Annotated in this window: 17 protein-coding genes and 3 pseudogenes; 10 read left to right on the top strand and 10 right to left on the bottom strand. The window is 59.0% G+C overall.

What is annotated here, in order from left to right; genetic code table 11:
- Positions 1–86: 86 nt before the first annotated feature.
- A pseudogene (locus tag AB7M29_RS20670) lies at positions 87–444 on the bottom strand (integrase core domain-containing protein); the annotation flags it as partial.
- A 234-nt stretch (positions 445–678) separates the two neighbouring features.
- Between AB7M29_RS20670 and AB7M29_RS20665 the strand changes: the two are divergent.
- Positions 679–1,089: pseudogene (locus tag AB7M29_RS20665) on the top strand (IS21 family transposase); the annotation flags it as partial.
- A gap of 158 nt (positions 1,090–1,247) precedes the next feature.
- Here AB7M29_RS20665 and AB7M29_RS20660 read toward each other — a convergent pair.
- Both AB7M29_RS20660 and AB7M29_RS20655 read right to left on the bottom strand, forming a co-directional pair.
- Positions 1,248–1,739: an acyl-CoA thioesterase gene (locus AB7M29_RS20660; protein ID WP_454247743.1), complete on the bottom strand. Its 492-nt coding sequence runs from the start codon at positions 1,737–1,739 to the stop codon at positions 1,248–1,250.
- Positions 1,740–1,769: 30 nt separating this feature from the next.
- On the bottom strand, positions 1,770–2,711 hold the full coding sequence (locus AB7M29_RS20655; protein WP_454247742.1) for a LysR substrate-binding domain-containing protein: 942 nt from the start codon (positions 2,709–2,711) through the stop codon (positions 1,770–1,772).
- Between the two features lie 159 nt (positions 2,712–2,870).
- On the opposite strand from AB7M29_RS20655, the gene AB7M29_RS20650 reads away from it, so the two are divergent.
- From AB7M29_RS20650 to AB7M29_RS20610, 9 genes are all read left to right on the top strand, one after another.
- Positions 2,871–4,037: a thiolase C-terminal domain-containing protein gene (locus AB7M29_RS20650; RefSeq protein ID WP_454247741.1), complete on the top strand. Its 1,167-nt coding sequence runs from the start codon at positions 2,871–2,873 to the stop codon at positions 4,035–4,037.
- 12 nt (positions 4,038–4,049) lie between these two features.
- Positions 4,050–4,451 (top strand): Zn-ribbon domain-containing OB-fold protein, encoded by a 402-nt coding sequence (locus tag AB7M29_RS20645; RefSeq protein ID WP_454247740.1) that lies wholly within the window; start codon positions 4,050–4,052, stop codon positions 4,449–4,451.
- Positions 4,448–4,903 carry a MaoC family dehydratase gene (locus tag AB7M29_RS20640; protein WP_454247739.1) on the top strand — a complete coding sequence of 152 codons (456 nt, stop codon included), beginning with the start codon at positions 4,448–4,450 and terminating at the stop codon, positions 4,901–4,903. The genes AB7M29_RS20645 and AB7M29_RS20640 overlap by 4 nt, the downstream gene beginning before the upstream one ends.
- On the top strand, positions 4,900–5,649 hold the full coding sequence (locus AB7M29_RS20635) for an SDR family oxidoreductase (protein WP_454247738.1): 750 nt from the start codon (positions 4,900–4,902) through the stop codon (positions 5,647–5,649). Before AB7M29_RS20640 ends, AB7M29_RS20635 begins: the two co-directional genes overlap by 4 nt.
- A 62-nt stretch (positions 5,650–5,711) precedes the next feature.
- Positions 5,712–6,749, top strand: coding sequence for an extracellular solute-binding protein (locus AB7M29_RS20630; RefSeq protein WP_454247737.1), 1,038 nt, complete (start codon positions 5,712–5,714; stop codon positions 6,747–6,749).
- Between the two features lie 106 nt (positions 6,750–6,855).
- On the top strand, positions 6,856–8,565 hold the full coding sequence (locus AB7M29_RS20625) for an ABC transporter permease (RefSeq protein WP_454247736.1): 1,710 nt from the start codon (positions 6,856–6,858) through the stop codon (positions 8,563–8,565).
- On the top strand, positions 8,562–9,641 hold the full coding sequence (locus AB7M29_RS20620) for an ABC transporter ATP-binding protein (RefSeq protein ID WP_454247735.1): 1,080 nt from the start codon (positions 8,562–8,564) through the stop codon (positions 9,639–9,641). The genes AB7M29_RS20625 and AB7M29_RS20620 overlap by 4 nt, the downstream gene beginning before the upstream one ends.
- A gap of 65 nt (positions 9,642–9,706) precedes the next feature.
- Complete coding sequence (locus tag AB7M29_RS20615) at positions 9,707–10,504, top strand: enoyl-CoA hydratase (protein WP_454247734.1); 798 nt, start codon at positions 9,707–9,709, stop codon at positions 10,502–10,504.
- Positions 10,505–10,646: 142 nt separating this feature from the next.
- Positions 10,647–11,852: a CaiB/BaiF CoA transferase family protein gene (locus tag AB7M29_RS20610; protein ID WP_454247733.1), complete on the top strand. Its 1,206-nt coding sequence runs from the start codon at positions 10,647–10,649 to the stop codon at positions 11,850–11,852.
- Between the two features lie 65 nt (positions 11,853–11,917).
- On the opposite strand, the pseudogene AB7M29_RS20605 reads toward AB7M29_RS20610, so the two are convergent.
- The 7 genes and pseudogenes from AB7M29_RS20605 to purU all read right to left on the bottom strand — a co-directional run.
- A pseudogene (locus tag AB7M29_RS20605) lies at positions 11,918–13,267 on the bottom strand (tyrosine-type recombinase/integrase); the annotation flags it as partial.
- 153 nt (positions 13,268–13,420) lie between these two features.
- On the bottom strand, positions 13,421–14,002 hold the full coding sequence (locus AB7M29_RS20600; RefSeq protein WP_454247732.1) for a sarcosine oxidase subunit gamma: 582 nt from the start codon (positions 14,000–14,002) through the stop codon (positions 13,421–13,423).
- Positions 14,003–14,005: 3 nt separating this feature from the next.
- On the bottom strand, positions 14,006–16,903 hold the full coding sequence (locus AB7M29_RS20595) for a 2Fe-2S iron-sulfur cluster-binding protein (RefSeq protein WP_454247731.1): 2,898 nt from the start codon (positions 16,901–16,903) through the stop codon (positions 14,006–14,008).
- The gene (locus tag AB7M29_RS20590) at positions 16,900–17,199 is read right to left on the bottom strand and encodes a sarcosine oxidase subunit delta (protein ID WP_454247730.1); all 300 of its coding nucleotides are present in this window, start codon (positions 17,197–17,199) and stop codon (positions 16,900–16,902) included. Before AB7M29_RS20590 ends, AB7M29_RS20595 begins: the two co-directional genes overlap by 4 nt.
- Positions 17,200–17,212: 13 nt before the next feature.
- Complete coding sequence (locus AB7M29_RS20585; RefSeq protein WP_454247729.1) at positions 17,213–18,454, bottom strand: FAD-dependent oxidoreductase; 1,242 nt, start codon at positions 18,452–18,454, stop codon at positions 17,213–17,215.
- Entirely contained in the window at positions 18,436–19,341 is a 906-nt protein-coding gene (folD, locus tag AB7M29_RS20580) for a bifunctional methylenetetrahydrofolate dehydrogenase/methenyltetrahydrofolate cyclohydrolase FolD (protein WP_454247728.1), read from the bottom strand. The genes AB7M29_RS20585 and folD overlap by 19 nt, the downstream gene beginning before the upstream one ends.
- Complete coding sequence (purU, locus tag AB7M29_RS20575) at positions 19,338–20,204, bottom strand: formyltetrahydrofolate deformylase (RefSeq protein ID WP_454247727.1); 867 nt, start codon at positions 20,202–20,204, stop codon at positions 19,338–19,340. The genes folD and purU overlap by 4 nt, the downstream gene beginning before the upstream one ends.
- Between the last annotated feature and the right edge of the window lie 96 nt (positions 20,205–20,300).

Raw genomic sequence — 20,300 nt, 5'->3', positions numbered from 1 at the left:
CACTTGCACCTCAAAGTTTGGAGACGGCTTGATGATTGTTCGTCTGATTTGGACTTGCCCTTACAAAATCGGACACCAACTCACTGTTAAATTGATGCGGCTGCCAAGCGCCTGAACTCCCTCGGCGAGATAGTTCAAGGCGCTGTGCGGATGCTGCTCGTTGTAATGCTCGAAGGCAATGGCCAGGTTGCGCAACGCCGTTTCTCGATCCGGCTTGGGCATGTGTGCCACGTAGTCACGCTTGATTGTCTTCACGAAGTTCTCGGCCATGCCGTTGCTCTGCGGGCTGCGTACCGGGGTGGTCACCGGCTGCAAGCCGATCTGTCGAGCAAACAGGCGTGTCTGCTCGGCTGTGTACGCCGAGCCGTTGTCGCTAAGCCATTGCACCGGCGTTGTCGGCAATTGATCACCAAAACGTTTCTCCATGCTTTCCAGCATCAAGTCGCGGATATCATCGCCGCTGTAACCGGTCTTCAACGACGCAATCGTGCAGATCTTGGCCCTCGGTGTATTCCAAGTGACCTTGTCCACACAGGGGGTATTTTTGCCTTTGTTTGTTGCCGCTGACCGAAAACTGACCCAGTAAAGGCTGTTCTGCCGACTGAAAGCTGACCCAGGTGTTCAACTGCTTCTGCTCACTTTCCGGGCAGGAGAGCGCAGGGTGATCAGCATGGGAATATGGGAAAAATTCGGCGCATGTATTTTCGCGACAAGTTGTCGCTGCATCAGATAGCCAAGCGTACCGGGCTGTCGAGAAACACCATCCGGAAATGGGGCAGAGCGCCGGAAGCCACTTAGCCGGCGTACCAGCGGTGCGCAACTTTCAACAAACTCAGTCCGTTTCACCAGACGCTGGAGCAGGCGCTCAAGGCCGATTCGTTTCGGGCAAAGCACAACCGCGGAAGCGCCAAAGCCCTCCTAGAGCTGATCAAGGCCGAGGGTTACGACGGCGGCTACAACCAGCTCACCGCCTTCATACGTTCGTGGCGCGGCGAACAAGGCAAGTCTTTACGGGCCTTTGTACCGCTGACGTTTGCACTCGGTGAGGCTTTTCAATTTGACTGGAGCGAAGAGGGTCTGCTGATCGGGAAAGCACTGTGAAGACCTACCGCAACCGGGCGTTCGAACGACTAGGGATCAACTTTCGCAGCCAGTTGTTCGCGCTGTTCACGGCGGTTGGCTGAACCCTGCTCAATCCGCAACGAGTATTTCCTCGTCGTTCGGTCCTTAAGTGGTGCGCTGGCGCGTCAAGTGGACGGTAGCTGAGCGCAAGATGCCGGCTTGAGCGTGCTCCAGTCTCCCGATGTGTAAGCCTCCATCATTTTTTGCAAACGATCCTTGGTTTCGTCGCCAAACGGGCACACTTTACGGGTGTCGAGATTCACATGCACCGCCGTCTGCTGCATGGTCGCGCTGAGATAGTTTTGCTCGTCATGGAAGAGCTCGACCAGAGTCACCAGGCGTTTCTCGTCAAATCTCAGGGGCGTGAGCTCCACACGCAGTGGATCGCCCGCGCTGACCTCCCTGAGGTATTTCAGATTGGCCTCAACGGTAAATAGCCCGCAATTGCGCTCCCGTGTGTATCCCTCGCCCAGCCCGAACTGCTCCAGGATGCGATGGCCCAAGTCATCAAGGAGCTTTACGTAATAAGCCATGTTCATATGGCCGTAGAGGTCGATCCATTCATCTCTGACGACCGCCTTCTCGCAGGGCTTTGCGTTCGGTTGCGGAATGTTCATTGGCTGACTCCTTGTATGTGAAATGTACTATTACGGTGCAGAACCGGAACCGGGCACCCTGACTGGTGCATTAATGTCGCCTTTTTCCAGTTCTCCGGGGAACACTGAATGCAGCCACTGCCGCAGCCGGACGATGGCTTGATCATTCCATTTTCGAGTGGGAGCGATGAAGTAATACCCGCCTAGACGAATCGTCATCGGCAATACATCGATCAGTTCGCCAGCAGCGATTTTTTCATCGGCCAGCAGCTCGCTGACGAGTGCCACACCCTGACCCATGCAGGCCGCTTCGAGGGTGAGGTGACCGTGCCACAGCCGTGGCCCGCGCAACCTGGGAATATCCGTAACACCGGCGATGCTGAACCATTGCGACCAGCGCTGCGTATTACGCTCATGGATCAACGGTAATTCCAGCAAGTCTTCGGCGCAGATCACCTCGGCAAAACGATTGCAAAACGCCGGGCTGGCCACTGCCCGGATCAAGGGTCGGGCGAAAAGCTCTGCGCACAGTTCCTCGCCGAGATTCAGTTCTTCCAGATAGACAATCTCGGCATCCGCTTCATTGCGACTGAAGTCGGGGCGCGTACTGGTCGGCTCGAGTGTCAACTCACGACCGTTGAGTGCCTCTTCCAGCTCGCCCAGTCTTCCCAACAATCGTCTGGAAGCCAGACCCGCCATGCAGCAGACGTGCAGCGCGTCTTCGCCCTGGCGCAGATCGCTGCTGGCGTCCGCGATGATATCCAGTGCCCGCCGAAGCTGTGCCGCGTAGCGCTGGCCTTCACGTGTCATCTCAAGTCCGCGACCTGACTTCTTGACCAGTTTCGTGCCGACGGCGGCTTCCAGATTCTGTATATGCCTGGAGATTACGGTATGTGAAACCGAGAGTTCTTCGGCGCACTGCCGCACGCTTCCACAACGACTGAATCCTTCGAAGGCGCGTACGGCGAGTAGGGGCGGTAGTCGTCGATTCATAGGTATTCCAGGCCTCGGGAGTTAAAGACAAGCGCAAGTCTCATGCCAATGCATCGGTGCATCCAATGCACCATTCAGGCATTTTCTAACTGCTTGTTCGCACGGCCCTCGATGACGGAATTTGTGGGTCATGGCTTTCGATCTTTTCAGGAGTGTGCCTTGAACCTTTCCGGACGCGCCGCCATTGTCGGCGCCTATGAATCGCCCCGCAGGGACGCGCCGAATGTTCATCCTTTCGCGATCCAGGTGGAGTGTATCCAGGCAGCGCTGGTGCAAGCCGGGCTGACCCTTGGGGATGTCGACGGTTTATGTGTGGCGTCGGGCGACTGGGCCGAGGGGGGCGGTGTCAACAGCGTGACCGAAATGGCCGAGTACCTGGGCATAGAGCCGCGCTGGTTCGACAGCACCGACGTCGGCGGTTGTTCCTATCTCGTTCATGCCGCCCACGCGGCAGTGGCGATTGCTGCCGGGCTGGCCGATGTCGTGGTGATCAGCTACGCCGCGTCACCGCGCTGGTGGCCATTGAAGACCCCTTCATTCGATCCGTTCGTCCTTCCTGCCGGCCCGGGACAGTTTGAATTGCCATTCGCGCCGACGCTCATCTCAACGTATGCCATGTATGCCCAGCGTCATATGCACCTCTATGGCACCACGGCCGAGCAGTTAGCGCAGGTGGCCGTAACATTCCGTCAACACGCCGCTGCAAATCCCGATGCGTTTCTGGGGGGCAAACCCATCACCGTCGAAGACGTTCTGAATTCATCCATGATCGCGTCGCCGTTGCACCGGCTCGATTGCTGCGTCGTGACCGATGGCGGCGGCGCAATCGTGATGACGAGCCGGGAGCGCGCAGCAGATTGTCGGAAAAAGCCGGTTTACCTGAGCGGTTTCGGCATGGCCACACAACGCACTCAAATCAGCCAGATGTCCCGCGAACTCATCACGCCAGCGGCTCGAACCGGCCCCCGCGCATTCGAAATGGCCGGGTTGAAGCCTGCCGATATCGACGTTGCGCAGCTCTACGATGCCTTCACGATCACACCAATGCTGGCCCTTGAGGACCTTGGATTCAGCCCTCGGGGTGAAAGCGGGCGGTTCGTGGCGGACGGCCATCTGAGCATCGGCGGTTCTCTACCCTGCAACACCGACGGCGGCGGGCTGGCGTCGAACCATCCGGGCAAGCGCGGCCTGCTGGCGCTGATCGAAGGCGTCCGGCAATTGCGCGGTGAAGGGCCTGGGGTGCAGGTGAAAGACGCGGAGGTCGCGTTGGTTCATGGGCTGGGCGGAACATTCTGTGCCGCTGCCACCGTCATTCTGACCGTCTGAGGAGCCAGCGATATGACCACTTTCAGTCCTGTTGTCACCGACGCCCTGTCGGCACCCTGGTGGGCCGCCCTGCGGGAAGGGCGGTTGCTCGTTCAACACAACCCCGTGTCAGGCGCGTGGCAGTGGTACCCCCGGGACCATTGCCTTGATGATCTGTCGATCCAGCCCGAGTGGGTGCAAGTCTGCGGGCACGGCAAGGTGTTTACCTATTCGGTTATCCACCGTGGCCATTCACGGCTGGACGCGCCTTATGTATGCGCCTTGGTCGAACTCGAAGAAGGCCCACTGATGCTCTCGCAACTTCACGGCATGGCGGTCGACGAAATCACCATCGGCATGAACGTGTCGGTTGCGTTCATTGAAACGGATTCAGCCACCTCATTGCCGGTTTTCCGCCCAAGGAGCCACTCATGAGTTCCACCCTCTACTTCGACGACCTGGCCGTTGCTCAGTCATTGGTGTCGTCCCGTATCACGTTGACGGAAACCCACATCGTCCTGTTCGCCGGGTTGACGGGCGATTTCAACCCGTTGCACATGGATGAAGAAGCTGCGCGTGAGGGCACCTTCGGGCGCCGGATCGCCCACGGCATGTTGGCTCACTCCATGAGCACCGGACTGCGCTCGAGTATCGATGACTGGGCGATCATCGCGTTTCTCGAAACCCGTCGCCGATTCGTCGCGCCGGTGTTCGCAGGCGACACGCTGCACTATGTCGCGGAGATTGAAGCACTGCGCAAAAGCACTTCAAACCCCTCGCGGGGCATTGCCCGGGTCAGGCTGCGCCTGCTCAACCAGAACGGTGAAGTGGTGCAGGAAGGCGACGACGTATTTGCGGTCGCCTGCCGCACAGGGAGCGAATCATGAGCACACGTCTGCAAGGGCATGTCGCGTTGATTACCGGTGGTGCTGGCGGCATTGGCTCAGCGATCTGTCAGCGCCTGGCGCGAGAGGGCGCAGCGGTCGTCATTGCCGACCTCGGCCCTGGTGCAGCCGAGCTGGCTCACGCCCTGACCTCTGAGGGCTATCAGGCGATAGCAATCAATCTTGACGTTTCGAGCCGTGCCAGTTGGACCGCGGTCATGGCTGAACTGCCGCCGGCCTTCAAAGCCGTCGACATTCTGGTGAACGTGGCAGGCATCGTGCGTGATAGAACGTTGATGAAGATGACCGATGAAGACTGGGACGCGGTGATCGACGTCAACCTGCGAGGCTCCTGGATGGGGTGTCAATTCGGGGTGGCGGCGATGGTCGGGCGCGGTTGGGGCAGGATCATCAATATCGCTTCCACTGCGATCCTCGGCACCTACGGTCAGTCGAATTATTCATCGGCCAAGGCGGGCGTGGTGGGTTTGACCCACACCGTCGCTCTGGAGGCCGCGCGCCACGGCGTATTGGTCAACGCCGTGGCACCCGGGATCGTTGAGACACCTATTCTGGCGAGTGTGCCAGAGGAAATCAGGGCGCGCTGGATCGCAAGAATGCCACTGGGCCGACCTGCACAACCTGCAGAAATCGCCTCTGTGGTCGCGTTCCTCGCCTCCGACGACGCCAGTTACATGAGCGGGCAAGTTCTCATTGTCGACGGCGGTGCAACGACAGGCGATTACTGAACCACAGAAACACGGCTATCCACCCACAATAATTACGCAGCAACAGGCGAAGGGGCATCGAAATGGTCGAATTTACGCGGCGCAGATTTTTGCAAGCGAGCAGTATCGCAGGTGCAGGTTTAGCAGCAGGATTGATTCGTCCTTCGTTCGCTGCCGACGAGTCGCTGTACGCGGCTGCACAGAAAGAAGGTGCACTCAACCTTTACTGGGGCTCCTACGAACAAAGGACCATTGAAGCCATCCGTGACACGTTCACCCGGCGCTACCCGGGGATCAAAGTCAACCTGCTGCGTCAGGCATCGCAGACGATCTACACCCGGTTGCGTCTCGAGCTGCAGAACAATGCGCCCAACTGCGACTCGCTGGGCAGTACCAATATTCTTCACTACCTGGAGTTGAAAAAGATCGGCGCGTTGATGCCCTACAAACCGGCGGGTACGGAGTTTCTGCCGCAGGAATTCCAGGGACTGGACAAGGACGACACCTTCCAGGTCGGCGCCATCAGCCTGACCAGCCTGAATTACCAATCGGACAAAGTCACATCAGCGCCCACCTCATGGGAGGCTGCTCTGGATGCTCAATGGGCCAACAAGCTGACGGTCGGCAGCCCGTCCTTTTCGGGGGATGTCGCTTCCTGGGTGGTAGCGATCCGTAAAAAGTACGGCGACCATTACCTCAAGGAACTGGCGAAGCTGAACCCCAAGGTCGGCCAGTCGAACGTGGATACCGTCACCGATATTCTGTCAGGCGAGCGCCTTGTGGGTCTCGGTGCGCCCTTCAGTTACTCGCTGACACAAAAGGCGGCTGGCAACCCGATCAACGTAGTGACCCCGACTGACGGCACTATTCTCAACCTGGGGCTGAGTGCCATTCCACTGAAAGCGCCACACCCGAACGCGGCGAAGCTGTTCTCCGACTTTTTGTATGACCTTGAAGTCTCGCAAATCCTGGCGGCAAACTTCTGGCCAACATTGCGCACTGACGTGCCATGGGCCGAGGGCCGCAGCCTGTCCCAGTTAACCTGGTACCGCAATCCACCTGAAGACCTGGCGGCCGAAGTCGCCGAAGGTATCGCCAAGTGGAAAGACATCATCGGTTGAACCAATACCCGCCGGGCCCGAGCGGCCTGGCGACGGTAGATTCAGGAGTGACCCCTGTATGGGCGTTTTTGCGATAAGCACTTCCTCGGCGACCGTTGGCGCCGAGATGAGACGACACCGACCCTGGGTGCGCTGGACCGTGGTGACCGTGGTTCTGGCGGCGCTGTTCTTATTGGTTGCGCAACCGGTCGGCTGGATTCTGTTCAACAGCGTGCACGATGACGCCACGCAACAATGGACGCTGAACAATTACGTGCGCCTGGTGACTGCCAAAGGCATGCTCCAGCCAATCATCAATTCGATTATTCTGGCGTTCTCGACCGCAGCGATTTCAACGCTGCTGGGTGTTCCGCTGGCCTGGCTGGTGGCGCGTACCAACATGCCGGGACGCGGGCTCATCAGGATGCTCACGCTGGGGGCCTTCGTGACCCCGTCGTTCATTGGCGCACTGGGCTGGATTCTGCTCGCGGCACCTAACGCCGGCTGGCTGAACACGCTCTATCGACAAGTCTCGGGCGGCGATTTGCCCCTGCTCAACATCTACTCGATGGGCGGGGCGATCTTCGTCTGCGCCATCTATACCGTCCCGTATACCTTTACGATCGTCGCCAGTGCGCTCGATGAAATGGCGGTCGAACTGGAAGACGCGGCGACGACGCTCGGCGCCAGCGTTCTTCGCACAATGTTCAGCGTGACCATCCCGATGGTGATGCCTTCGGTCATCGTGGGTTTCATTCTGTCGTTCATTCAGGGAATGACCCTGTTCGGGGTTCCAGCCTTTCTGCTCACGCCTTCAGGGACATCGGTCGTCACCACCAAACTGGCCGAGTTCTATCAGTTGTTCCCGCCCGAGTTGTACATGGCGGCGGCGTATTGCATGCCGCTTCTGTTGCTCACTGGCGGGTTGTTCTGGGTACGCAAAAAAATGCTTGGCCGCAGACGTTTTGTGATGATCGGTGGCAAGAGCCGGGCGGGGCGCAGCATCGATCTGAAAGGCTGGCGTTGGGCCGGGTTGTTGTTCGCGCTGATTGTCCCGGTGACGGCGGTGATCCTGCCTTACTTCGCCCTGATCGTTGTTTCTCTCTCCAAAGCCTGGGGGCAGGGGCCATCGCTGAGCAACCTGACGTTCCACTGGTATCGATGGGCTATCCTGGAGAACGCCGAAACTCAGGCGGCGATTATCAATTCATTGGCCTACGCCGCCATAGGCGCCAGTCTTTGCGTGCTGCTTGGCACCCTGATCGCCTACATCGTCGAACGCCGCCTGGTAGCGGGGACGGCCATTATCGCGGCGTTGACCAATCTGCCGATCATCATTCCCGGGATTGTGTTGTCGGTGGGTTTCTTCGCGGCCTATACCCAGCCACCCCTGAGCCTGTACGGGACCTCGGCGATCATTATTGCGGCGTTCGTCGCGACGTTCCTGCCCATTGCCTATTCCCATGGTGGGGCAATGCTCAAGGGCATCAGCCCGGACCTGGAGCGGGTCGCACGGATTCTGGGTGCTAGTGAGTCGAAGACATTCACCAGCATCACGGCACCGTTGTTGAGGTCTGGACTGATTTCAGGATGGCTGTTGGTGTTTATCCCCGTGATGCGCGAGCTCTCGGTGGCAGTGTTCCTGATAACGCCCAGCACCAACGTCATGACCACGTTGATTTACAACTACAAGGATGGCGGCAATTACGAGGCGGTGGCTGCCGCTAGCGTATTGCTGCTGGTTGTCACCATGGTGGTGGTGGCGATCGCTCAAATGCTCAGCGTGAAGCTAGCGAAACATAAACGTGCCAGTGCTGAAACCGGAGTCGCCCCATGAGCCAGATCCAGATCCGTGATTTGCAAAAAAGCTTCGGCCAGTTCCAGGCGCTGAAGGGCATCGACCTGACCGTGGAGGACGGAACGCTGTTGGCGTTGCTTGGGCCATCCGGCTGTGGCAAGTCGACCACGCTGCAGTTGCTGGCCGGTTTTGAAACCCCGACCGCAGGCGAAATTCGCGTCAATGACCGGGTCATTTCCAGCGCGCAGGGCGTGGTCCCTCCAGAGCGTCGGAATATATCGCTGGTGTTTCAAAACTATGCGGTCTGGCCACACAAAACCGTGGCCGAGAACGTGGCGTTTGGCTTGCAGATACGCAAGGTGCCGCGGGCTGTACTGCAAGAAAAACTCACTAAAACCCTCAAGACCGTGCACCTCGACCACCTGGCTGATCGCTATCCCTCTGAGTTGTCGGGTGGGCAACAGCAGCGTGTGGCCCTGGCGCGGGCGCTTATCGTCGAGCCGAGCATTTTATTGCTCGACGAACCGCTGTCGAACCTTGACGCGCACCTTCGGGAAGAAATGCGCTTCGAAATCCGGCGAGTGCATGACTTGCTTGGACTGACGACGGTCTACGTCACCCACGATCAGGGCGAGGCATTGGTGACGGCCAACCAGGTGGCAGTGATGAATGGAGGCAGCGTGCAACAACTGGGTTCGCCGAGGGAGATTTTCGAGCTGCCGGCCAACGCGTTCGTCGCGGCGTTCATCGGCAGCAATAACGTGATCAAGGGCGTGTTAACGGGGCCCGGCACATTGCGCTTTGGAGAACAGTCACTGGTGGGGGTGGACCGCAGCGGCGCCGGTCCTGGTGCAGAAATCACCCTGTGTATCCGTCCGTCCAAAGTGCGGATCGTCGGGCCAAATCAAGGCGTGACCAATGTCCTGCCCGGCACGGTGCTGCGCACGGCGTACCTCGGAGAATATTGCGATGTTTTGGTGGACATCGGCGCTGGCCTTTCGGTGCGCGCCTTTACGCCCCCGACGGTCGACTATCGGGTAGGGCAGGTCGTGCTGCTGCATTTGCCAAAACAGGATTGCCACCTGCTGCCATCCGGAGAACGGGTTAACAGTTAAACCGGTAGGTTGGCAGCGGCCGTCGAGCGGTAAGTACTCATTAAAAGGCCTGACAGGATTCAACTATGAAAATCGAAGAGAGTGGCGAGATTATCCGGTTACGGCGAGGGAGCGTTGAATGGATCATCTTCAATCGGCCTCACGCCTTGAACGCGATGTCGCCGGCAATGGAAGAGGCGTTGACGGAAATATTCCAGGCGCTTGCAGGCGATGCCTCGGTCAAGGCACTGGTGCTGACCGGTGCTACGGGAGCGCGCCCGTCGTTCATGGCAGGGGCGGATTTCGGCGCGCTGGAGGATGCGAAAACGACCGCAGAGTTTCTTGAGCTCGAAAGTCACAGTGAAACGCTCATCCAGTCGCTCGAAGCGCTGACAATCCCGACCGTCGCTGCCATCGCCGGGCCCTGTGTGGGAGGGGGGGCGCTGATTGCCGCGGCTTGTGACGTGCGCATCATCAGTCGTTCTGCGCGGTTCGGATTCCCTATTGCACGAACCGTTGGCAATTGCCTCAGCGCCCTGAACTATCAGCGCCTAGTTGATCTGTTCGGAACCGCGATGACCAAGGAAATGGTGTTCAGCGCACGCTTGCTGGATGCCCCGGCCTTGATGGCAAGTGGCGCGTTCCGGGAGCTGGTCGACGACGACGCGCTGGAAGCTGCCGCCGAGCGGGTAGCAGAACACCTGGTGCAACTTGCGCCACTGACGCTCTGGGCGACCAAGACCACTCTGCGCCGACTTCGCGACGCGCAAGTGGCAAGTGTCGAGGACGAGGATGTGTTGTTGCGTTGCTATCACTCGGCTGATTTTCGTGAAGGCGTTGCGGCGTTTCAGCAAAAACGTCCTCCCTCGTGGAAGGGGCTTTAGAACAACATTGCGGTGTGATGAAACACCGGTGTTATCACGTTACCGACAGTAGAAAGCGCTGACGCCTGGGTAAACAGCTGCTTTCTCTAATTTAACTAATCATAGTTCGCTGGCAACTTCCGTTGCCGGGCAGGGTGAAGTCATGTCGATTAAATCTGAAATACCCAATAAAGGGCCTTTAAGCGGTATACGTGTCATCGATGCTACGCATATGTTGGCAGGGCCATATTCAACCTGGCTGCTCGCGATGCTCGGGGCTGATGTGATCAAGATCGAGCGTCCGCAAGGGGGGGACTACACCCGTAGCGTTGCGCCGTTCAAGGATGAGGAGAGCATCTACTTCAACAGCGTCAACCGGAACAAGCGCAGCGTCGCGCTGAACTTGAAAGAGGAAGAGGGCAAAGCTGTACTTCGCCAGTTACTGACGACGGCCGATGTGTTTATTGAAAACAATCGGGCGGGGGCAATGGAGCGCCTGGGGTTCGGATATAAAGCCGTGAGTGAGTTGAACCCGCAACTGGTTTACGCCGCCATTTCAGGCTTTGGGCAGGATGGTCCTTATAAGCACTTGCCGTCTTTTGACGTGGTCGCGCAGGCGATGTCCGGCATGATGAGCATCACCGGCGAAGAGTTCGGACCACCTGCGCGCGTGGGCATTTCGCTGGGCGATATCGGGTCTGGCCTATTCACCACCGTCGGTGTGCTGGCGGCGCTGGTGGGCAGGGGCCAGGAGGGCGGAAAGGGGTCGTTCATCGATATTTCGATGCTCGATTGCCAGCTGGCAATGATGGAGAACGCTGTCGCGCGCTTTCTGCAGGTGGGTGATATTCCGCGCCGCCTGGGTAGTCGCCACGCGCTGATCGCGCCGTTCCAGGCCTTCGCTACCGCCGATGAGCCGATTGCCATCTGTGTCGATACCGAAGAGCAGTGGCAACGGATGTGCATCGCGATGCAGCGGCCAGAGTGGATCGATGATCCGCTGCTGCGTGACGGTCCGCTGCGCGCGCAGAATCATGCTCGTCTGGAGCCCTTGATGACGGCCCGATTGCAAGAGAGCGGGCGTGAGTTTTGGATGACGACACTTCAGGCGGCCGATGTACCCTGCAGTCCGATCAACACGGTGGTCGAGGCAATCGCCGACCCGCAAGTGCAGCATCGCGGCATGATCGTCGAGGTGCCGGCCCAATCGGGAAATCGCTACGTGAAGCACCCAGTCCATATGCCTTACACCGAAATGGTTGAAGAGAAGCCATCACCAGGTTTGGGCGAGCATAGTGTCGGCGTTTTGCGGGAGCTGGGGTATTCAGACGAACAGATCTCTGCATTCAAAGATCGAGGAGTGATCTGATCTTAAAGGGTAGCTGCCCAGCTCCGACGTTCGAGATTCTGTGGCATAGCACGAGTTGGTTGACCCTATGAAGGTGGCGACGTCTCTGTCGCCACGTACGCTGGAAAAGACATCATCGACTCGGTTGGTGGAGGCTCGTAGGTTGAGGACAGCACAGCACTGAGTCGATCACCCAACAGGTTCCAGGCGCGCTTTTTCTCTTCAGCATAGCCATGATCCAGGTAGTGGCGTCTCACCGGCTAGCACATGATTTTGACAGCGATCGATGACGTTCAGGCTAACACCTAAGGCTTGCATCATGGTTGCGCCCGTGCGGCGTAGGTCATGCGGCGTCCAATCACCGTTCTGGCCGTCGGCCAGTACCAGCGTATCGTCATGGCGTCGTCGTGAGAGGGCCTTACGATTTTTGAACCGGGCCTGGCGATCGCTGACCTGTTTACTCACCACTTTTACGTCCACATGCTGATCATCCTGCTTATCGGGAAAGCACCATTGGCTATGCCCAGTCAGCGTTTTCAGATCCTGAAAGAAGTGCAGGGCAAATGGTGAGAGGAAAACATGATGGTCTTGTTTCTTGCGCTGGCTGCCTTTGACGTTACCGCTCGGGATGAACCAGGTATGTTTCTCCAGATCGACGTTCGTCCATTCGGCCTGAAGCAGTTCACCGATCCGGCAAAACGTTCCCAAACAGATCCAAAGTGCAAGTTAAAACTCTGGTTTTAGGGAGCGAATTCCATCGTACTTCTTCCCGGCAGGTAGCGCTGCATAGTCTGCGGTCATTTTGTGAAAGCGTTGGTTTAATTCTAGAAGTTCGGAACAGGAGAGAGTTCGGGTACGTTCCTGTTGGTAGTCGCTGGGTATAATTCTTTCGATTTCGACCAAGTCTGCCGGATTTCCGTTGGCCAGCAATGCTCGCCATGGCTGGCGTTTCTCAGCCCATCCAAACATCTGAACGACATCCGAAAAAAGACTGATGGCCTGACGAGTAGCACCGCGAGCCATGACGGAACGCACCAAGTCCCGCAGGTCATGCTCACTGACGGTACTGATCAATTTTGAGCCAACGGCGGGGGAAAGATCTTTCGCCAATTTTCTCCGTAGCTCGGCATTACCGTCTTTTCGTGCATCACCATCGCGAAGCCATTCTCCCGCCAGGTCTAGCACTGTTAGCTCCATAGATTTTTGCTGATCGGCTTCTGCAGGTTTTCAGCCAGCTCCGCTTTTAGTCTGACCTTCTCTACGCGTTTGTACTCATTAGGATTGATCCCTTTGGCTACAAGGTCTCGTGCTTCATTGCGCTCCTTGCGGATTTCAGTCAACGACTTGTTTGGCCAGGTGTTGCACGAAAAGCGGGTGTAGATTCCTTCCCACCGAAACTGGAAGTAAAAGGGGGTGGCGATACCTTTTTTGCGAAGTTACGACCATATAATTCAAGGGGTTTCGAGATTATATCTCGCGACCCCCTTTTGTTCTTAGGCGTTTTTACCCCTACAAAACGACTGGCTCGGGGTGGAATTCTCACTGCTTTAGTGGAAGCCAGCGTCCGCTAATGTAACGTCCAGGTGATCTTAGGTTCCCAACCCGGAAAACTCCTCCATCGCGTCCAACATGGCCTCACGAAAATACGTCTTCGAGGCCCGATCACACAAGATGTGAAAACAGGCCCGCTGCGCCATACTGGAGTTGATCACGATCACGTTGATCCGCGCCGCCGAGGTTTGCGCTACTGCGCCGGGACCGAACGCCAGAGGATTCAGGTCGACGCCGCAGAGCTTGGCCATGACGTCGGCCAGGTGTTCGCCGTTGAGTTGGAAGCAGGCATGGCTGTCCTGACGAGGCAGCAGATAGTTGGCTTGATGATCAAGTTCCCAGCGGGCCTCTTCATCCGCCATTCGTTGGCCCTGATCCTCGGGACTGCCCAGCAGCAGGTATTCGGTCTGCGACAGCCGCACCACCTGACTGCCGTCGGCTTGAATTACCGCTCGGTTGGGCGCATCCGGCAGGACGAAGCCGCGGCTGCGCAGGTACTCGGCACTGTGGGCACCGCGAAAACCGACTCGCGGCAGGTCGGTAAGGTCCTCCAGGCGGCACCCCTGCGTCGGTGCCAGGGCATGCCGGGCGATGGTGTGTTGTTCTCTCAGACTGGTCATGATTCAAAGCTCCTGGCGTTGGTTGTCGGGATCGAAGAAGGGCAACTGCACTACATCGGCCTGGACCACGATGCTGCCTTCGACGCGGATCGGAATCCGTTGCCCAGGCGTGCTCTGGTCGATGCCGGCGTAGGCCAGGCCGATGATCTTGCCCAGAGAGGCGGAATACTCGCAGGAGGTGACGTTGCCGCTGATGTCCGGGCCGTTGAGCACCAGATGACCTTCCAGTGGCTGCAGGCTACCTTTTGGCAGGCTGAAGCCCACCAGTTTGCGTTTCAGCGGCTGGGCTTCGAGGATGTCTACCGAGCGCCGGCCGACGAAGAACGGCTTGGTGCGATTGACCGCCCAGCCCATGTCGATTTCTGCCGGGTGGGTCATGCCGTCGGTGTCCTGACTGATGATCACATGGCCTTTTTCCAGGCGCAGCAGGCGTTGGGTTTCGACGCCGAACGGTCGGATATCATGCGCTTTGCCAGCCTCAATCAGTGCGTCCCAGAGCATGAGCCCGTGACGCGCGGGCACGTGGATTTCATAACCCAACTCGCCGACGAAACCGACTCGTAGCATGCGGGCCTTGATACCGGCCACGGTGCCCTGGCGAACGCCCAGATAAGGGAAGGCATCGGCGCTCAGGTCGAGGTCGGTGCAGACCTGTTCCAGCACCTTGCGCGAGTTCGGCCCGGCGACGTTGACTGCACAAATGGCCGCAGTGACGTTGGCGACATCCACGTCGAGGCGCCATTGCGCGTTCCACTTGAGCATCTGCTGATAGATCCGGTCGACACCGCTGGTGGTGGCAGTGACATAGAAATGGTTCTCGGCAAACCGCGCACAGACGCCGTCGTCGATTACCACGCCGTGCTCATTGGTCATCAGCGCATAACGGGAGCGGCCGATCGGCTGCTTGAGGAACGCAAAGGTGTACATCCGATTGAGCAGTTCGGCCGCGTCCGGACCGCGCACATCCAGGCCACCGAGGGTCGAGACATCGATGATGCCGACCTTGTTGCGCACGTGCAGGGCTTCGGCCTGCATGCATGTCTCGCGATCCTTGGCGTTGCCGTAGTAGGCCGGGCGTTGCCAGATGCCCGCAGGCATCATCTTCGCGCCAGCTTGCAGGTGACGAGCGTGCATCGGCGTTTGCCGGTACGGGTCGAACGCGCGACCGGCGACATGCGCCAGTTTTTCAGCCACAAACGGCGGTCGCGCCGTGGTCACGCCGGTTTCACTGATGTTGCGTTGGGTGGCCCAGGCCACCAACCGCGCGGTCGGCAGCGCCGAGTGACGACCTTGAGACGGGCCCATGCCGACGGTGGAGTAGCGCTTGACCAGTTGCACGTCGCGATAGCCGATCCGGGTGGCGTTGACGATGTCGGCCACTTGCAGATCCTCGTCGAAGTCGACGAAGTCCTTGCCCTTGGGGTGCGGGAAGATTGGCCAATTAAAGTTGACCCGAGCCTCGCCGTTGAATGGCACGCGTTGCGTGCTGACCGTCAGACCCAGCGCGAGAGCGGCTTCGGAACCGGCATTCACACCATCGGCAATCACGTTATCCAGCAGGTGACGACCGTTGACCGAGCCGGCGACATTCAGATTCTTAGGCAGGCCGCTGAGCGTGAACTCGGCACGCTGATCGTCGTAGGCCAGTTTGCCGCCGGCCTGGCACAGCAGTTGATAGACCGGCATGTAACCGGCGGACATGCACAGTAAATCGCACTCCAGGTGTTGCCCGCTCTCGGCGACCTGGCCTTGTGCGGTGATCTTGCGCACGTCGACGCCGTTGATATGGCGCATGCCTTTCTCGTGCTGGGCCTCATATACGGTGCTGTTGCTCTGATGGTAGATCTTGCGTTGTGCCAGTGCGCGCAGCAAGGATTCGTCCGAAGGACCATGGCGCAGGTCCGCCACAGCGACGACCTCCACGCCCTGGTCATGCAGATCCAGCGCGGCGAGGTAACCGTCATCGTTGCCTGTCAGCACCACGGCGCGTTTACCGGGTTTGACTGCATACAGTTTCATCAGTCGTTGCGCGGCGCTGGTCAGCATCACGCCCGGCAGGTCGTTGTTGCGAAAGATCACCGGTTGATCGAAGGCCCCGCTGCACACCAGGCACTGGCGGGCGCGGACCTTGTACATGCGTTTGCCCTGAATCACCGGCAGGTAGTTGTCGGTGAACCAGGCGTTGCAAGTGGCTTCGGTCAGGATCTGGATATTGGCGTGTTGCTCTACCGCAGCGAGCAGTTCGCGGCGCAGGTTTTCAGCCCTGTTGCCTTCGATATCGAAGCGGGCATAGGTGAGCGAACCGCCGAGAACCGGTTGTTGCTCGATGAGCAACACCTTGGCCCCCGCGTTGGCTGCCGTCAGCGCCGCATGGAGCCCGGCGGGGCCGGCGCCGATGACTGCCAGGTCGGTGAAAAGGTAAGCCTTGTCGTAGTACTCGGGCCGGAAGGTCAGGTCGAGCACACCGAGGCCGGCCTTCTTGCGAATGATCGGTTCCCAGACTTTCCACATGCCCTTGGGTTTGTAGAACGAGCGGTAGTAGAAACCCACCGGCATGAATTTCGAGAACTTGCCGAGGTAGGCGTCCTTGTCGTTATCCAGCGAGCCGTTGACGTTCTGCGCCGTCACCTGCAACCCAGCGGACAACGCATGTGCGTCGGCCAGCACGTTGGGTTCTTCGGGCAACTGCACCAGGCTGTTGGCGTCCTGGCCGGCCATGGTCAGCGGGCCACGCGGGCGATGGTATTTGAACGAACGGGAGATCAGGAAACGCCCGTTGGCCAACAGGGCACTGGCGATGCTGTCGCCTTGCAAGCCTTGGTAGCGGTGGCCGTCGAAGCTGAAATCCAGCGGTTGATCACGGTCGATCAGCAAGCCCATGGGGGCGGGTAGGCGATTCATCCTGCGATCTCCTTGGCGGCGCTGAAGTCGACGCGGGTGGTGAACAGTTCTTTAGGGTCGAAGGTGCGCAGGATTTCATCGCTGATGGTGTGACGCTCCGCCAGAAACCAGTAGCTGGAGGGCGTGTGCATCCACCATTCGCGCACCACACCGGCGAGGTTGTCGGTGTTGAACACGTAGTCGGCCCATTCGGCGTCGCTGCAACTGACCGGGTCAGGCATCGGCTTGAATTCACCGCCATAGGTGAACTCGCTGATATTGCGCGGCCCGTTGAGCGGGCAATTCATGATTTTCATAGTCCGCTCTCCGTCAGTGACTGGCCGCCGTGGCGCCCATTTCGTTGACTTGCTGGAAGGTTGAGAAGCGCTCAAGACCGAAGGGTTTGATCAGCTCCGGCACCTTGCCGCCGCTGGCCACCAACTCGGCCATGGTCTTGCCGCAGATCGGCGTGGCCTTGAAGCCCCAGGTACCCCAGCCGGCGTCGAGGTAGTAATTCTTCACCGGCGACAGGCCCATGATCGGGCTGTAATCCGGGGTCATGTCGGTGATGCCGGCCCATTGGCGCATAAGCTTGGCGTTGGCCAGGAACGGGAACATTTCGATCGCATGGGCGAGCAGGCTTTCCTTGAGGTCCAGCGTCGAGCGGGTGTTGAACAGCGGATAGGGATCGGAGCCACCGCCGAAAACCACTTCACCGCGGCTGGTCTGTTGCACGTAGCAGTGCAGGGCGGAGGAACTCACCAGCGGATCGAGAAACGGTTTGAACGGCTGGGTGACCATCGCTTGCAGCGGGAAGGTCTGGATCGGCGAACGGATCCCGGCCTTGGCCATCAGCAAAGAACTGTGCCCGGCAATCGCCTGCACCGCACAACCGCATTTGATGGTGCCTCGGTTGGTCTTGACGGCGGTGATGGCGCCGTTCTCGATGATCAGGTCCTGGACTTCGGTGAGCTGATGGATTTCCACGCCGCGCTTGGCTGCTTGTTTGGCGTAACCCCAGGCCACCGCGTCATGGCGCGCGGTGGCGCCGTCGATATGCCAGAGCCCGGCGATCACCGGCAAGTGGCCGGGATCGAGGTTGAGGCTGGGCACCAGTTCGCGGATCTGCTGCCGGTCGATCATCTCGGTACGGCCGCCAAAGTGTTTGTTGACCTCGGCTCGCTGCCGGAACGAACGCACCGTGGCATCGGTGTGGGCCAGGGTCAGTTGGCCGCGCTCGGAGTACATGATGTTGAAGTCGAATTCGTTGGACAGCGACTGGAACATGCGCACCGACTCGGCATAAAAGCGCACACCTTCGCTGGTCAGGTAGTTGGAGCGGATCACCGCGGTGTTGCGCGCGGTGTTGCCGCCGCCCAGGTAAGACTTTTCCAGCACCGCGATGTTGGTGATGCCGTGGTACTTGGCCAGGTAGTAAGCGGTGGCCAGACCGTGGCCGCCGGCACCGATGATCACCACGTCATAGCTCGACTTGAGTTCCCGCGGTGGCGGCAAATCCACTTCCACCGGGTACTCCGAGCTCAGCCCGTATTTCAATAGATTGAATGGCATAGAGCCTCCGATTGGCTGCGTTGAGCCTGGTGTTGCGCAAGGGCTGCGGTCACGGTGTTCTTCATCAGAAAGGCGATGGTCATCGGCCCGACACCACCAGGGACCGGGGTGATCGCTGCGACATGGGGTAGGGCGCTGTCGAAGTCGACATCGCCTACCAGACGGTTGCGGCCATCGTCTTCGATGCGGTTGATGCCGACGTCAATCACCACGGCGCCTGGCTTGAGCCAACTGGCGTCGATCAGCCTTGGGCGACCCACGGCGGCGATGACGATGTCTGCCTGCCGGCACAGAGCCTGCGGATCCGGGCTGCGCGAATGCAGGACGGTCACCGAGCAGTCGGCCTGCAGCAACAACGCTGCCATGGGTTTGCCGACGATGTTCGAGCGGCCGATCACCACTGCGTGCTTGCCGCGTAAATCACCGCAGGTTTGTTCCAGCAAATACAAACAACCACTGGGGGTGCAGGGCGCGAGCACCGTGCGACCCTGGCTGAGACCACCGACGTTCTGACTGTGGAACCCGTCTACATCCTTGTCCGGAGCGATAGCCTCCAGTGCGCGTAATTCATCGATATGCGAAGGCAGCGGCAGCTGCAGAAGAATGCCGTGGATCGAGCGATCGGCATTCAATCGGGCGATCAGAATGAGTAACTGTTCAGTGCTGGTGTCCGTGGACAGCCGATGTTCCAGCGAGCGGATACCCACCTCTTCGGCGCGCAGGATCTTGTTTCGCACGTAGACCTGGCTGGCCGGGTCGCTGCCCACCAGAATCACCGCCAGTGCCGGTTGAATGTCTTGCTCGCGCAGGCGCTCCACGTCCTTGCGGACCTGTACCAGCACGCGGGCAGCGGTGGCTTTGCCGTCAATCAACTTGTGCATGTTCACCGGAAGATCACCGTTCTGTCCTGGTTGAGGAAAACCCGATGCTCCAGGTGGTACTTGACCGCCTTGGACAGGGCCACGGTTTCGGTGTCGCGACCGGTGGCGACCAGGTCGTCGGGCAGGTAGACGTGGTCGACACGCTGCACTTCCTGCTCAATGATCGGTCCCTCGTCGAGGTCGCTGGTGACGTAATGGGCGGTGGCGCCGATCAGTTTCACGCCACGCTGGTAGGCCTGGTGATAAGGCTTGGCGCCTTTGAAACCGGGCAAGAACGAATGGTGAATGTTGATCGCCCGACCCGAGAGTTGCTTGCACAGGTCATCGGAGAGGATCTGCATGTAGCGCGCCAACACCACAAGTTCGGTGCCGGTGTCGTCGACGATCTTCATCAGCTCGGCTTCCTGCCGGGCTTTGGTGTCTTTGGTGACAGGCAGGTAGATGAAGCGAATGCCCTCGCGTTCGGCCATTGGCCGCAAGTCGAGGTGGTTGGAGACGATGGCGGTGATGGTCATGTCCATCTCGCCCTTGTGGTAGCGGTAGAGCAGGTCGGTCAGGCAGTGGTCAAATTTGCTGACCATCAGCAGCACGCGCATCGGCTCGCGGGTGTCATGCAATTCCCAGGTCATCTCGAACGCCTTGGCGACGTCGGCGAAGCCGTCCTTGATCTGTTGAATGTCGCCCTGATGGCCGTCGTTGAAGCGGAATACCGCACGCATGAAAAAACGGCCGCTGAAGTCGTCGTCGAATTGCGCCATCTCCCCGATGTAGCAACTGTTGTCCGCCAGGTAAGTGGTGACGGCAGCGACGATGCCGGACACCGCGGGACAGGTGATCTTGATGATGAAATGGTTTTTTTCGTGTTGCATGACACGTCCTCGGGATGATGGCGGCAGCTCATCGCATAGCGAAAAAAGTGTCAGCGGACAGCAGGCTCATCCATGAGCGCATTTTCTTGTGGGGAA

The organism is Pseudomonas sp. F-14 TE3623 (genome assembly GCF_053629015.1).
Note: the sequence above shows the minus strand (reverse complement) of the source record. Positions and strands in the feature narration are given on the sequence as shown.